This window comes from Pseudomonas putida (genome assembly GCF_002025705.1).
GTDB lineage: Bacteria > Pseudomonadota > Gammaproteobacteria > Pseudomonadales > Pseudomonadaceae > Aquipseudomonas > Aquipseudomonas putida_J.
Genome location: NZ_CP018846.1, coordinates 1,657,265 through 1,670,483 on the forward strand (window position 1 = coordinate 1,657,265; position 13,219 = coordinate 1,670,483).

Sequence of the window (13,219 nt, forward strand, 5' to 3'; positions counted from 1 at the left end):
GGAGAAACACCATGAGCCAATCCCAGCATGTGCTGAAATCCACCGAGCGCCACGTCGACAGCGCACGCCTGTGGCAATCGCTGATGGAGCTTGCCCGCCTGGGCGCCACGGCCAAGGGGGGCGTCTGCCGGCTGGCGTTGACCGACCTCGACCGCCAGGCCCGCGACCTGTTCGTCGAGTGGTGCGAGGCCGCCGGCTGCAGCGTCAGCATCGATGCGGTGGGCAATATCTTCGCCCGTCGCCCTGGGCGTAACCCCAAGCTGCCACCGGTGATGACCGGCAGCCATATCGACACCCAGCCCACTGGCGGCAAGTTCGATGGCTGTTTCGGGGTCATGGCCGGGCTGGAGGTGCTGCGCACCCTCAACGACCTGGGCATCGAGACCGAGGCACCGCTGGAGGTGGTGGTGTGGACCAACGAAGAAGGCTCGCGTTTTGCCCCCTGCATGATGGGTTCAGGTGTATTCGCCGGCAAGTTCACCCTGGAAGAAACCCTGGCCAAGCGCGATGCCCAGGGCGTGTCGGTCGGCGAGGCGCTGAACGCCATCGGCTACGCCGGCCAGCGAGCGGTGCTTGGCCACCCGGTCGGTGCCTACTTTGAAGCGCATATCGAACAGGGGCCGATCCTGGAGGATCAGGCCAAGACCATCGGTGTAGTCCTTGGTGCACTGGGGCAGAAGTGGTTCGACCTGACCTTGCGCGGCGTCGAAGCCCACGCCGGCCCGACCCCGATGCACCTGCGCAAGGACGCCCTGGTGGGCGCCGCTGCCGTGGTCGAGGCGGTCAACCGCACCGCCCACGCGCATCAACCCCATGCCTGTGGCACGGTCGGCTGCCTGCAGGCTTACCCCGGTTCGCGCAACGTGATCCCGGGCGAGGTGCGCATGACCCTGGACTTCCGTCACCTGGAAGGCGATCAGCTGGAGGCGATGATCGCGCAAGTGCGTACGGTGATCGAAGCCACCTGTGCCAAGCATGGCCTGAGCCATGAACTGGTGCCCACAGCAGATTTCCCGGCGCTGTACTTCGACCGCGGTTGCGTCGAAGCCGTGCGCGAGTCGGCGCAGGCGTTGGGCCTGCCGCACATGGACATCGTCAGCGGGGCAGGGCATGACGCGATCTTCCTCGCCGAACTGGGGCCGGCGGGGATGATCTTCGTGCCTTGCGAGAATGGCATCAGCCACAACGAGATCGAGAACGCCACGCCGGAGGATCTGGCGGCGGGTTGCGCGGTCTTGCTGCGGGCCATGCTGGCGGCGTCGGAGGCGATCGCCAGCGGGCGCCTGGCGGCATGACGACGCGCTGCAGGGGCCGCAAAGCGGCCCCGGCAATCTCAAGTCGAGACGGCTACCAGTAACCCATCACGCCCGATGTGGTAACGCTGCAGGTCCTGCGCCAAAGTCAGGTGCCCGGTGTAATGGGCCAAAGCTTCAGCCCGCACATCATCAATGCACGGACTACGTTTCGGATCCCCTTGATATCGCGCACTGAAATGCGTCAGCACCAGATTGCGCACCCCCGCCGCTTCAGCGAACTGCGCGACCGCCGCCGCCGTGCTGTGGCCGAACGTATTGCCGCTGCGCTCGACGATAGGCTGGGTATAGGTCGCCTCATGCACCAGCACATCCACGTCCTTGGCGACCTCGGCGAGCAACGCCGGGTCGTCGTTGTCGCCACAGACGATCACTCGCCGCGGTGTCCGCGAGGGTTTCAGGTAATCACGCGGTTCAAGGTGCTGCCCGTCGTGCTCGACCACCAGCCCCTTGGCCAGGTCACCCCACAACGGCCCGCGCGGGATTCCTTCGACCTCCAGCCGCTGAATATCCAGGCGGGGTTCCGGGTTCAACTCGGTGAACACGAAGCCAACGCTCGGTACCCGATGCGACAGCTGCACGGTACTGACCTGGACGTTATCGCTCTGCCATTGCCCCAGGCTCTCGACCGGCAACAGGCGCAGTTCAAACGGCAGGTAGGTTTCACTGGCCGCCAGGCTCAGGCGCACCCAATCCTGCAGCGCGGCTGGCAGGATCAGGTCGAGCGGCTCGCTGCGCCCACCCATCCCGGCACTGGCCAGCAACCCCGGCAGGCCGAAGCAATGGTCGCCATGCACATGGGTGATGAAGATGCCGCGCAGATCGCGCACCGACAGCGAGCTGCGCAGCAACTGGTGCTGGGTGCCTTCGCCGCAATCGACCAGGTACCAGTGCTTGCCGCTGGCTTCGATGACGGCAGTGGCGCTGACATTACGGGCTTTGGTGGGCACCCCGGAGGAGGTGCCCAGAAACTGCAGGTCCACTTAAGGGCCTCCTGTGTGCGTTGAACCGCGATGTGCAATGAGGGCATGTTTCTGGTCATGCCTCACAACGACCTTCACCCCTGCTCGGAGCAAAGCTCGCGAGCGGTGTGCCACAGGTAGTGCAGATCGTCAGCCATGCGTTCTGCTGCCTGTTTCCTGCGCTGGGCATCGAGAAGGATCTCAAGGTGCTCGTCGCTCGGGTTTTTCATGTCCAGCTCGGTACAGTAGCGCCAGAACAGGCCATTGCTGGTGTTGCCATTATTTTGCACGGCCTCGCCCAGCGCCTTCAGGCGTGCGTGTTCATGGGGATGCGTTTCGCCATCGCAGCCGTAGCCCGTGTAGAAACGATGATTGAGCTCCAGATAGATCCACCCGGGCATGAACCCAAGTGAGTAGCTCAGGCCGTAGTACTTGTTGTTCTTGGCATTGCTGTAGTAGCGATCGATGACGGCAGCAGTGGGAACCTCGCAGGGCTCAGGCAGCTCGGGGTACTTGGCCTTCACTTGCTCGACCACGTCCAGCCACAGGGCCAGTTGCAGGTCTTTCACGGTTTCGACATAGGCCTTCTGCAGGTCTTTGACCAACAGCAGGTTGTTGTCCTTGAGCAAAGTCTGTTTGAGCGTGTCCATGTACTTTTGGCCTTGGTCCTTTGAAGTCAGTTTGCGAATCAGATCGATGTACTGCAGCAGGCTTTCACGCACCGCCGCCTCGCGTATCACCCAGGCTTGGCAGCGCTCCAGCCAGGCCAGGATGTCGCTGGAGTAGCTGACTCGAATGTATTCGATACCTTGGCAACTCTTGCTGTCTGCATCGTCACCGTCGAGGGTGAGGTACAGGGTATCAATTTGCTGGTAGCCCTCGGACCGCAGCGTTTTCACGTATCGGTAAAGCTGCTCGTGCTGGTCCTGCGCATAAATCTTGTTCTCGAGAATGATCGCCTGCTGCTTGTCGTTGCGGATCAGGATATCGATGTTGCGATACTCGACGTGAACCGAGGCATCGCGGCAATCGAAATGCTCCACGCCAATACCCTGTAAAAACGACTGCAAAAGCGAAGAACCTGCGTTGTGAGCGCTTTGTGGGTCCAACAGGAATGCCAGGAAACGAGAATGCAGGCGAACTTCGTCGCTGGCGCTGCGCAGCAAGGTGAAGAGGTTGAAGCTGGGAGGGCGATGGTGCTCGGCACGTAGCACCGCTGCGCGATTGATGAGATGAAGCAACTGAGCGTCTCCTTGTGCTCGCGATAGTAGCGATGATTCTATTGAGCCACTATCGCGCAGTACAAGCTGCTCGTTCAATTCATGGCAGCTATGGTTGGGCAGCGCTTTCGTCCCGCCAGATGAGCTTGCTGGTGTCATAGCCCTGCTTGCGGGCAATCGCCACAAGCTGGTCTCGCGTCTGGTCAGTGATTGCCGGTGTGCGTGACAGCAGCCACAGGTACTCGCGGTTGGGGTGGCCGACCAGTGCCACGCGGTAATCCTTGTCGTGGTACAGCACCCAGTACTCACCCTTGGTCAGGTCCGGCGCCAGGCGGCTGAACCAGTTGTCGAAGCGCACCCAGAGCTTGTCGGTCCTGCCCGGCACCTGGGCTTCGGCAATGCCGCGGGCTTCGTTCCATTGGCCGTCTTTTTCCTTGCAGCGGTTGGTCACGTCGATGCGGCCATCCTCGCGCAAACCGTAGTGCGCCTCGGACTGCACGCAATTGCGCTGGAAGAACATCGGCAGGCGTGCCAGTTCGTACCAGGTGCCCTGGTAGCGTTGCAGGTCGACCTGCTGTGTGGTGGGCGGTGTGTGGTGGTCGTCGTTGGAACCGACGCAGCCCATCAGGGCCAGGGTCATGCAGGAAAGCATCAGGGCCGTGCGCATCGCCATGGCAAACCTCCTGTCAGCGAATGTGGGGCTCACCTTGGTTTCGATGCGGGCACGGCGCAAAAGTTGTATCGGCTCTTCCTGGCTTGAGTTTTCTGGAGCCTGTGAGACCGAGCGCCGCCCGCGCGGCGCATCGCGGATGAATCCGCTCCTACAGTTTGTCGCAACGTGGCCATGCCTGTGGGGCCATGGTTGTCAGCCTTGTGTACAAGGCTCAAGTCATGCGCCCGAGCAGGCGACCATGGCGTAACAGGTTCGGCACGTTGCAGCAAACTGTAGGAGCGGATTCATCCGCGATGCGCCGCGCGGGCGGCGCTCGGTCTCACAGGCGCTGAACATGCCGAGGCGAGCCAACCGGCCTCACCCATTCTCCTGCGGTAAATCGAATGATCCCGTCGCAACTTCACCCGTCCGCACATAGCGGGCGATGATCACGCCCTTGGGCGTCACCTGGGAATGTTTCAGGTAGAAGGCCCCAGGCGCAGCATCGTCGCCGAACAGGCGCTTGCCATGGCCTAGCAACACAGGGTGAATGAGCAACTGAAGCTCATCGACCAGGCCGGCAGCCAACAGTTGTTGCACCAGGTCGGCACTGCCTTGGGTCAGCAGATCGGCGCCGTTCTGCTGCTTGAGGGCACGTACCGCCGCGACGATATCCGCGCCCAGTGCATGGCTGTTATGCCATTCGAGGCTGTCGGGGTCATGGGTGGCAACGTGCTTGGCCACGCTGTTGAACAGATTGGCGATGGAAAATTCCTCGGTATCGTCCTTCACCTTCGGCCAGTAGCCGGCAAAGATGTCGTAGGTCCGCCGCCCCAGCAGCAACTCGAAAGGCTGACTGAACAGCGCCTGCATGGCCTGGCCGAACACTTCCTCGGCATGGGGCACGAGCCAGCCGCCAAAGGTGAAACCGCCGCTGGTGTCTTCCTGAGGGCCGCCGGGGGCCTGCATGACACCGTCGAGGCTGACGAAGGCGGCTACGATGAGTTTGCGCATGGGGCTCTCCTGAAAGGCCTGAAGGGGGTGATGATTCACCTATGGTCGAACGGCGCACGGCGATTTCGACAGGGCATGCAGTCCCGTTTTTGGCACAAGTACGGCCACCTGCCTGGGTTACCATCCACGCTGTGAACCCTTTCCCCACAGGAGTGCCGCCCGTGACCGAGTACACCGCGTTCAAGGTCGAACTGACCGACAACATCGCCCATGTGCAGATCAACCGCCCGGAAAAGATCAACGCGATGAACGCGGCCTTCTGGGAGGAGATCGTCGATATCTTCCAGTGGATCGACGATACCGATGCCGTGCGCGCGGTGGTGATAAGCGGCGCTGGCAAGCACTTTTCCGCCGGTATCGATCTGATGATGCTGGCGTCGCTGGCCGGGCAGATGGGCAAGGATGTCGGCCGCAATGCACGCTTGCTGCGCAAGACCATCCAGCGCCTGCAGGCCTCCTTCAATGCCGTGGACAACTGCCGCAAGCCGGTGCTGGCGGCGGTGCAGGGTTACTGCATCGGCGGTGCCATCGACCTGATCTCCGCCTGCGACATGCGCTACTGCAGCCGCGATGCGCAGTTCTCGATCAAGGAAATCGACATGGGCATGGCCGCCGATGTCGGCACCTTGCAACGTTTGCCACGTATCATCGGCGACGGCATCATGCGTGAGCTGGCCTTCACCGGGCGCAATGTGGAAGCCGACGAGGCGCTGCGCATCGGCCTGGTCAACCGGGTCTATGATGATCAGGCCGCGCTGCTCGACGGGGTCTTTGCCATAGCCCGCGAGATTGCCGCAAAATCGCCGATCGCCGTGGCCGGCACCAAGGAAATGCTCAGCTACATGCGTGACCATCGCATCGACGATGGCCTGGATTACATCGCTACCTGGAATGCTGCGATGCTGCAGTCCGAAGACCTGCGCGTGGCCGTGGCGGCGCACATGAGCAAACAGAAACCGTCGTTCGCCGACTGACCGGGTTGGGGGGCGCGCAGTAAAGGAACCCCCGACATGTCAGCTCGCTGGACAACCGCAGTACTCGACCCGCAGATCACCGGGGGGCTGGCTGTGGCCCGCAGCCCGGAAGGGTTCCTGGTGGACGCCAACGGCGCGCTGTTCCCCCGCGACTGGCTCAAGCGCCAGGACCTGGACGTGCTGTGTGAGCACGGCATCGGTCATTTCGACGGCGAGCCCGTATTCCTGCTTGAGCTGCGCAACGCAGCCGAGCTGCCGGGCTGCAGCTGGCGCGGTCTGCGCGCGTTCATGCTGGAAGGCGACTTCGACACCTACAAAGTGCTTGGCTATGCCGCGCAGATCGGCACCTGGGCCCGCGAGCACCGCTTCTGTGGCAGCTGCGGCCAGGCGATGGCGCAAATCCGCTGGGAGCGCGCGATGTACTGCCAGCCCTGCGACCTGCGCAGCTACCCGCGCATTTCGCCGAGCATGATCGTGCTGGTGACCCGTGGCGACGAGATCCTGCTGGCCCGTTCGCCGCGCTTCGTCACGGGTGTGTACAGCACCTTGGCGGGCTTTGCCGAGCCGGGCGAGTCGGCCGAGGACTGCCTGGTGCGCGAGGTGCGCGAAGAGGTGGCGGTGGAGGTAAAGAACATCCAGTACGTCGGCAGCCAGTGCTGGCCGTTCCCGCACTCGATGATGCTGGGCTTCCATGCCGAATATGCCGGTGGCGAGATCGTCATGCAGCCGGACGAGATCGAAGATGCCAAATGGTTCAGCGTGCACGACCTGCCGCCGCTGCCGGCCGGGCGGTCCATTGCCCGGTACTTGATTGATCTTTATGTCGCCAGGCGTTTATGCCTGCCCGAACCAGTGCTGCCACGCTAGTCGGACGGTCAGCGCCAGCACCACGGTGATGAACACCGGGCGGATGAACTTGCTGCCGCCACTGATCGCCGTGCGTGCGCCGAAGAAGGCGCCGACCATCACCGACAGGCCCATGCACAGGCCGACGATGTAATCCACCTGCCCTGAAATGATGAACACCGTCAGCGCCGCGATGTTGCTGACGAAGTTCATGCTGCGCGCCACGCCGCTGGCGCGGACCAGGTCGATGGGGTAGAGCAGCAGCGTGCTCACGGTCCAGAATGCACCGGTGCCGGGGCCGGCCATGCCGTCGTAGAAGCCGAGGGTGAAGCCTTGGGGGAGCTGCCATTTCTTCTTGATTGGCGCATCGGCATCCAGCGGCGCCTTGGGCGTGCCGCCGAACAGCAGGTAGATACCACAGGCGAAGACGATCACCGGCAGCATCTTGTTCAGCCACTCGGCCGGCATGTAGTGAGCCACCACTGCACCGATCGAGGCGCCAACCAGCGTGGCGAACAGGGCCGGTCGCCATTGCGCCGGGTGGAACAGCTTGCGCTTGTAGTAGGTGAAGCCGGCGGTGGCCGAGCCGAAGGTCGAGCTGAGTTTGTTGGTGCCCAGCACCAGGTGCGGCGGCATGCCGGCGGTGAGCAGCGCCGGGGTGGTCAGCAGGCCGCCGCCACCGGCGATGGCATCGATGAAGCCGGCGACGAAGGCGACCAGGGCGAGGATCAGCAGGGTGAGCGGTTCTACGGTGAGTTCGAAGGGCATGGGTGTCTGGCAGGCAGAGGGCAGGGCGTGCGGCAAATGGCCGCGCTAGATGGGAGACATGGTAATCCTGGGCGCAAACGGTTGCCAGTGCCGGCCCTTTCGCGACGTCGAACCGCCGCGAAAGGGCCAGTACAGGCAATCACATCAACTCTGGATGAACGCCAGCAAATCCGCGTTGATCACATCGGCATGGGTGGTCGGCATGCCATGCGGGTAGCCCTTGTAAGTCTTCAACGTGCCATTGGGCAGCAACTTTGCCGACAACGGTCCGGAGTTCTCATAAGGCACGATTTGGTCGTCATCGCCATGCATTACCATCACCGGCTGCTTGATCCCCTTTAGGTCCTCGGTGAAGTCGGTCTGCGAGAACGCCACGATGCCATCGTAATGCGCCTTGGCGCTGCCGATCATGCCCTGGCGCCACCAATTGCCGATGATGCCTTCCGAGGCTTGAACGCCCGGCCTGTTGTAGCCATAGAACGGCCCGCTCGGCACATCGCGATAGAACTGCGCACGGTTGCTGGCGACCTGGGCCTGAAAGTTGTCGAATACCGACTTCGGCAGGCCGCCGGGGTTGGCGGGTGTCTGTACCATCAGCGGTGGCACGGCGGCGATCAGCACGGCCTTGGCCACCGGGTCACCGGGGTGGCGCGCCATGTAGCGCACCACTTCGCCGCCACCGGTGGAGTGGCCCACATGTACTGCGCCCTGGGTGCCGAGGTGTTCGACCACGGCCGCCACATCGTCGGCATAGTGGTCCATGTCGTGGCCATCCGGCACCTGGCTGGAGCGCCCGTGGCCACGGCGGTCATGGGCGACCACGCGAAAGCCCTTGCCCAGGAAGAACAGCATCTGCGCGTCCCAGTCGTCGGCACTGAGCGGCCAGCCGTGGTGGAAGTGGATGACCGGCGCATCGCGCGGGCCCCAGTCCTTGTAGAAGATCTGAACGCCATCCTTCGTGGTTACGTAGCTCATGGTCGTGTCTCCTCAGTGCAGGAACCGAAGTGAGCTATTGAGAATAGGAGGGATTCCGTTCGGCATCGGGATTTGTTGTGCCAGGACTGGCCTCTTCGAGGCGTCGAACCGCCGCGAAGAAGCCATCACCTGTGTCACATGAACCAGCGGTATTCCCGCGCACTGACCTCCTGCATGAACGCCAGATGGTCCTGGCGCTTGTTCTCGCAATACACCATCACGAACTCTTCCCCCAGCCCCTCGTTCACCGCCGGGTGGCTGCGCATGGCCGCGACCGCGCCGAGCATGTCCTTGGGGAAATCGATGCCGCTGCTGCGATCTTCGTTCAGCGGCGCAATCGGTTCCTGCCCGGCATCCAGGCCATGCTCCATGCCACACAGGATCGCCGCCAGCACCAGGTACGGGTTGGCATCCGCCCCCGCCAGCCGATGCTCGATACGCAGGTTGCGCGCATCCGACTCAGGAATGCGAATGCACGCATCGCGGTCTTCAAACCCCCAGCTTGCTCGGCTGGCAGCGTTGACCATGGCGCCATAGCGGCGGAATGCATTGTGGTTGGCCGAAAAGATCGGCATGCAGTGCGGCAGCAGCGCGAGGCAGCCGGCCACGGCATGGCGTAGCGGGCGTTGCTGGTCGGCAGCCAGCAGGTTGTTGCCGGCCTGGTCGTAAAGGCTTACATGCACATGCATGCCGCTGCCCGGTGCCTGCAGGTAAGGCTTGCTCATGAACGAGGCGCGCAGCCCATGCTTGAGCGCGACACCCCGGGTGCTGCGGCAGAACAGGGCGGCCCAGTCGGCGGCTTGCAGGCCATCGTTGCAGTGGCCGAAGTTGATCTCGAACTGGCCGGGGCCCAGTTCGGCCGTGATGACGTTGGCATCCACCCCTTGCGCATTGGCGGTTTCAACCATGTCGTGGAGCACATCGCTGAACCGCGACAGCCGTTCGATGTGCATGTTGGGCTGGTCGTCCGGGTCATCGCTGAGCGGGTCGCGGGGGAACTGCGGCAGGCCTTGCTTGAGCGCCCGGTCGAACAGGTAGAACTCCAGCTCGAACGCCACCACCGGGCGAATGCCGCGGCGCTCGAGCCGCTGCAGCACCCGGGCGAGCACCTCGCGGGGTTCGAATTCGATCGGCGCGGCGGTGCCGTCGGAGCTGATCAGCATCTGCCCCAGCGGCTCGCGCTCCCAGCTCACCGGCTTGAGCGTGCCAGGGATCAGGCGGCGGATGGCATCCGGGTCGCCGTCGTTGAAGCAATAGTCGCCAATCGGGAACAGTCCACCTTGTACGCCCAACAGTACGCAGTTCTGCGGCAGTTTCAGCGGGCTGCCGGCGGCGACTTTTTCCAGCATGTCGATGGGGTAGCGTTTGCCATAGAAGTGCCCGGGGATGTCCAGGCTGAGCAGGTCGACATGGCTGACCTCGGGGTAGCGGGCACGGAATGCGCGAACTTCACTGAGCAGATCGGGAAAGCCTGTTGTTAGGGTCATGCTGTGCTCTCATCGGAATACCCAGAGGATGCGTGTCGTCTGGTTGGTCAGGTTGGCGTAGCGAAAGTGGCGGTTGGGCGGCAGCTGAAAGCTGTCGTTGGGCGCGAGGGTCACGGCTTGTTCATCGTCAGCGAGCCAGAGGGTCAGTTCACCCTCCAGAACGAAACCGCCTTGCTCGGAACTGTCGTCCAGGTGCCCCTCGCCACTGCTGGCGCCGGGCGCCAGGTGGCTTTCGAGCATGGCGAAACGGCCGTTGAGCGTGGGTGACACCAATACGTCGCTGATACCCCCGGCGTAGTAGATCGTGCGCCGCTCGCCGGGGCGGGTGACCCAGTCCAGCGCGGGTGGCTGGCTGGCCTGGTAGAAGTAGGTGGTCGGCACCTGCAAGGCTTCGCTTATGGCCGTGAGGTCGGCCACGGTCGGTTGCGACAGACCGCGCTCGACCTGGGACAGAAAGCCCAGCGAGCGCCTGACCTTGCCCGCCAGCTCATCGAGGGTCAGCCCGCGGTGCTTGCGCAGGTCGCGGATCAGCAGGGCCAGGCCCTGGGCGTCTTCAGACATGGTCGCGCATCCTGTACCAGGCCTTTGCCGCCGCCTCCAGCGGTGCGGCCAGCAGATCACCGCCCGGGAAGCGGCCGTTGTCGATGCCCTGGTACAAGGCCAGCAGGTCGTCGTCGCCGAGGATTGCATCGCTCACCGCCCGCGCGGCGGCCAGGGTCGGTAGCACACCGTGGCCGGAGAAACCTTGCAGCCAGTAGCGCTGCCCCGCGCGGCCGACGTCCGGGGTGCGCTGGATGCTGCAGTCGATATGGCCGCCCCAGGCATAGTCGATGGCCACCCCGGCCAGTTGCGGGAACACCCGTTCCAGGTAGGGGCGGGTGGCGCTGGCGACATCCTTGGGGATGCCACCCAGGTAGGTGCAGCCGCCACCGAACAACAGGCGGTGGTCGGGGGTGAGGCGGAAATAGTCGGGTACGAACTGGTTGTCGATCACGCAGCTGTTGCGCGGCAGCAGCGAGCGGGCGAACTCGGCATCCAGCGGCGCGGTGGCCACCTGGTACGAGCCGACTGGCAGCAGCCGGCGCGACAGGCCGCGGTCGAGGCGGTCGATGTAGGCGTTGCAGGCCAGTACCAGTACGTCGCAGCGCACCTCGCCCTGTTCGGTGCGGGCCACGTAGCCGTTGGCGCTGGGCTGGTAGTCGAGAACCTGGCTCTGCTCGAAGATGCGCCCGCCATGGGCTTCGATAATGGCCGCCAGGCCCTGGGCCAGTTTCAGCGGGTTGAGGTGCGCGCCCTTGGCGTCGTACAGCGCGGCCTGGTAGCGCGGGCTGTCGATCCATTGTGGCAGCTCGTCGCGGCCGATCAGGCGCAGGGCGTCGTAGCCCCATTTGTGTTCGGCATCATGCAGGACTTCTTCGAGCATTTTTACCCGCCGTGGCAGCACCGCGGTCCACAGGCTGCCGAGCCGGTAGTCGATGTCGAAGCCATGGCGCAGGGGCAGCTCGCGCATCTCGTCGGCGGCCCAGCACATGCTGCCCCACAGGCGCCGGGTGCGTTCCACGCCCAAGGCTTTTTCCAAGGGCGGCATGTCGCATGACCACCCCAGCAGCGCCTGGCCACCGTTGCGCCCGGAGGCGGCCCAGGCGACCCGGCTGGCTTCCAGCAGGGTCACGCGTTTGCCGGCCAGGGTCAGGCGCAGGGCAGTGTGCAGGCCGCTGAAGCCTGCGCCGATGATCAGCACCTCGGTATCGTGCGGGCCTTGCAGGGTAGGGCGCAGGGGGATGCTGGCGGGGTAGGTCTGGGCGTAGTAGCTGGCGACGTGCTGGGCGGATTGCTTGAACATGCAGTGGCCTCGTGAAATTTATTGTGATTATTTTCATGAAAATCTAGCATGGAATTTTCATGGCGCCAGGGCCGTTCGTCTTCCTGTGGGGTTGGTTATATGATCCGGGGGCCGCTTTGCAGCCCATTCGCGACACAAGGCCGCTCCTACAGGAATCCGCGATCTGCTGTAGGAGCGGCCTTGTGTCGCGAGTGGGCTGCGTAGCAGCCCCCAAGGCCCTGACAGGAACAACAATGCGCCGCCTGCCTTCCCTGACCGCCCTGCGCACTTTCGAATGCGCCGCCCGCCATGGCCATTTCGGCCGCGCCGCTGCCGAGCTGTGCGTCACCGACAGCGCCGTCAGCCACCAGATTCGCCAGCTAGAGGATCAACTTGGCGTTGCCCTGTTCGAACGCGTGGGCCGCCAGGTACGCCCCAGTGCCGAGGCCGAGCGACTGCTGCATCACCTGCAACAGGCCTTCGAGCTGATCGGCAAGGCTTGCGACGAGCTGCGCGACCCGGCCTCGCAAGCGGTGCTGAGGGTGGCGGTAACGGCGGAGCTTGCGCAAAAATGGCTGGTCGCGCGCCTGGCCGACTTCAGCAGCCGTTACCCGCACATCACCCTGCACCTGCACGATCAGCCGATCGATGCCGGCGCTCCGGCGCTGGACGTCGACCTTGCCATCACCTACGGCACCAGCGCCCTGGACGCCAGCACCCACTTCGTCCGGCCGCTGCCGCTGCTGCAGTTCTTCCCCGTATGCAGCCCCGGGCTGTTCAACCAGGGCGGCCTCAAGCGCCCGCGTGACCTGGTGCGCCATTGCCTGCTGCACGACGACCAGGACGGCCGCACCTGGACCACCTGGCTGGCCACCCACGCCGAAGACGCGCTGCCTACCCGCCAGCTGTACTTCCCCCATGCCGCGCTGGCGCTGGAGGCGGCGTTGCTGGGGCAGGGCGTGGCGATGGGCGACAACCTGACCTGCCAGGCCGACCTGCAGAGCGGCCGGCTGGTGCGCCCGTTCAGTGCCAGTGTGACGGCCCAGGGGCAGTACGCGCTGGTGTGCGAACGCTTGCGCCTGGAGCGGGCGCCGGTGGCCGACTTCATCGAATGGTTCATCGAACAGCTGGGCGATAGCTGAATTCAATTCAGCTATCGCTGAGTTTTCATCGTTGGATGCCTGAT

The 13,219-nt window shown here is 64.0% G+C and carries 13 protein-coding genes; 4 read left to right on the forward strand and 9 right to left on the reverse strand.

What is annotated here, in order from left to right:
• Nucleotides 1-11: 11 nt before the first annotated feature.
• Nucleotides 12-1,295 (forward strand): Zn-dependent hydrolase, encoded by a 1,284-nt coding sequence (locus BUQ73_RS07540; protein WP_079227279.1) that lies wholly within the window; start codon nucleotides 12-14, stop codon nucleotides 1,293-1,295.
• A 38-nt stretch (nucleotides 1,296-1,333) separates the two neighbouring features.
• Here the strand turns inward: BUQ73_RS07540 and BUQ73_RS07545 are convergent, their stop codons facing one another.
• The 4 genes from BUQ73_RS07545 to BUQ73_RS07560 all read right to left on the reverse strand — a co-directional run bounded on the left by BUQ73_RS07545 (nucleotide 1,334) and on the right by BUQ73_RS07560 (nucleotide 5,161).
• Nucleotides 1,334-2,296: a ribonuclease Z gene (locus BUQ73_RS07545; protein ID WP_079227280.1), complete on the reverse strand. Its 963-nt coding sequence runs from the start codon at nucleotides 2,294-2,296 to the stop codon at nucleotides 1,334-1,336.
• A 74-nt stretch (nucleotides 2,297-2,370) separates the two neighbouring features.
• Nucleotides 2,371-3,654, reverse strand: a complete 1,284-nt coding sequence (locus BUQ73_RS07550; RefSeq protein WP_079227281.1) for a PD-(D/E)XK nuclease family protein — start codon at nucleotides 3,652-3,654, stop codon at nucleotides 2,371-2,373.
• Nucleotides 3,605-4,168 (reverse strand): lipocalin family protein, encoded by a 564-nt coding sequence (locus BUQ73_RS07555; RefSeq protein ID WP_079227282.1) that lies wholly within the window; start codon nucleotides 4,166-4,168, stop codon nucleotides 3,605-3,607. Before BUQ73_RS07555 ends, BUQ73_RS07550 begins: the two co-directional genes overlap by 50 nt.
• Before the next feature lie 357 nt (nucleotides 4,169-4,525).
• Complete coding sequence (locus BUQ73_RS07560; protein WP_079227283.1) at nucleotides 4,526-5,161, reverse strand: dihydrofolate reductase family protein; 636 nt, start codon at nucleotides 5,159-5,161, stop codon at nucleotides 4,526-4,528.
• Between the two features lie 161 nt (nucleotides 5,162-5,322).
• Between BUQ73_RS07560 and BUQ73_RS07565 the strand changes: the two genes are divergently transcribed.
• Both BUQ73_RS07565 and nudC read left to right on the forward strand, forming a co-directional pair.
• Nucleotides 5,323-6,135, forward strand: a complete 813-nt coding sequence (locus BUQ73_RS07565; RefSeq protein ID WP_027919710.1) for a crotonase/enoyl-CoA hydratase family protein — start codon at nucleotides 5,323-5,325, stop codon at nucleotides 6,133-6,135.
• A 36-nt stretch (nucleotides 6,136-6,171) separates the two neighbouring features.
• A complete protein-coding gene (gene nudC / locus BUQ73_RS07570) occupies nucleotides 6,172-7,002 on the forward strand; it encodes an NAD(+) diphosphatase (protein WP_079227284.1) in 831 nt (276 codons plus the stop codon).
• Here the strand turns inward: nudC and BUQ73_RS07575 are convergent.
• The 5 genes from BUQ73_RS07575 to BUQ73_RS07595 form a co-directional block, all read right to left on the reverse strand.
• Entirely contained in the window at nucleotides 6,970-7,749 is a 780-nt protein-coding gene (locus BUQ73_RS07575; RefSeq protein WP_079227285.1) for a TSUP family transporter, read from the reverse strand. The two genes, nudC and BUQ73_RS07575, sit on opposite strands and share 33 nt — an antisense overlap.
• Nucleotides 7,750-7,893: 144 nt before the next feature.
• Complete coding sequence (locus tag BUQ73_RS07580) at nucleotides 7,894-8,724, reverse strand: alpha/beta fold hydrolase (protein ID WP_079227286.1); 831 nt, start codon at nucleotides 8,722-8,724, stop codon at nucleotides 7,894-7,896.
• Nucleotides 8,725-8,858: 134 nt separating this feature from the next.
• Entirely contained in the window at nucleotides 8,859-10,211 is a 1,353-nt protein-coding gene (locus BUQ73_RS07585) for a glutamine synthetase family protein (protein ID WP_079227287.1), read from the reverse strand.
• 9 nt (nucleotides 10,212-10,220) lie between these two features.
• Complete coding sequence (locus BUQ73_RS07590) at nucleotides 10,221-10,772, reverse strand: helix-turn-helix domain-containing protein (protein ID WP_079227288.1); 552 nt, start codon at nucleotides 10,770-10,772, stop codon at nucleotides 10,221-10,223.
• The gene (locus BUQ73_RS07595) at nucleotides 10,765-12,054 is read right to left on the reverse strand and encodes an NAD(P)/FAD-dependent oxidoreductase (RefSeq protein ID WP_079227289.1); all 1,290 of its coding nucleotides are present in this window, start codon (nucleotides 12,052-12,054) and stop codon (nucleotides 10,765-10,767) included. Before BUQ73_RS07595 ends, BUQ73_RS07590 begins: the two co-directional genes overlap by 8 nt.
• A 233-nt stretch (nucleotides 12,055-12,287) precedes the next feature.
• Here BUQ73_RS07595 and BUQ73_RS07600 point away from each other — a divergent pair, with 233 nt between their 5' ends.
• Nucleotides 12,288-13,175 (forward strand): LysR substrate-binding domain-containing protein, encoded by an 888-nt coding sequence (locus BUQ73_RS07600; RefSeq protein ID WP_079227290.1) that lies wholly within the window; start codon nucleotides 12,288-12,290, stop codon nucleotides 13,173-13,175.
• The last annotated feature ends 44 nt before the right edge of the window (nucleotides 13,176-13,219 follow it).

Excerpts from the sequence above, each read along its gene's own strand:
- BUQ73_RS07540 (WP_079227279.1), top strand. The coding sequence starts at position 12 with ATGAGCCAATCCCAGCATGTGCTGAAATCCACCGAGCGCCACGTCGAC.
- BUQ73_RS07550 (WP_079227281.1), bottom strand. The coding sequence starts at position 3,654 with ATGACACCAGCAAGCTCATCTGGCGGGACGAAAGCGCTGCCCAACCAT.
- BUQ73_RS07555 (WP_079227282.1), bottom strand. The coding sequence starts at position 4,168 with ATGGCGATGCGCACGGCCCTGATGCTTTCCTGCATGACCCTGGCCCTG.
- BUQ73_RS07560 (WP_079227283.1), bottom strand. The coding sequence starts at position 5,161 with ATGCGCAAACTCATCGTAGCCGCCTTCGTCAGCCTCGACGGTGTCATG.
- nudC (WP_079227284.1), top strand. The coding sequence starts at position 6,172 with ATGTCAGCTCGCTGGACAACCGCAGTACTCGACCCGCAGATCACCGGG.
- BUQ73_RS07575 (WP_079227285.1), bottom strand. The coding sequence starts at position 7,749 with ATGCCCTTCGAACTCACCGTAGAACCGCTCACCCTGCTGATCCTCGCC.
- BUQ73_RS07580 (WP_079227286.1), bottom strand. The coding sequence starts at position 8,724 with ATGAGCTACGTAACCACGAAGGATGGCGTTCAGATCTTCTACAAGGAC.
- BUQ73_RS07585 (WP_079227287.1), bottom strand. The coding sequence starts at position 10,211 with ATGACCCTAACAACAGGCTTTCCCGATCTGCTCAGTGAAGTTCGCGCA.
- BUQ73_RS07590 (WP_079227288.1), bottom strand. The coding sequence starts at position 10,772 with ATGTCTGAAGACGCCCAGGGCCTGGCCCTGCTGATCCGCGACCTGCGC.
- BUQ73_RS07595 (WP_079227289.1), bottom strand. The coding sequence starts at position 12,054 with ATGTTCAAGCAATCCGCCCAGCACGTCGCCAGCTACTACGCCCAGACC.
- BUQ73_RS07600 (WP_079227290.1), top strand. The coding sequence starts at position 12,288 with ATGCGCCGCCTGCCTTCCCTGACCGCCCTGCGCACTTTCGAATGCGCC.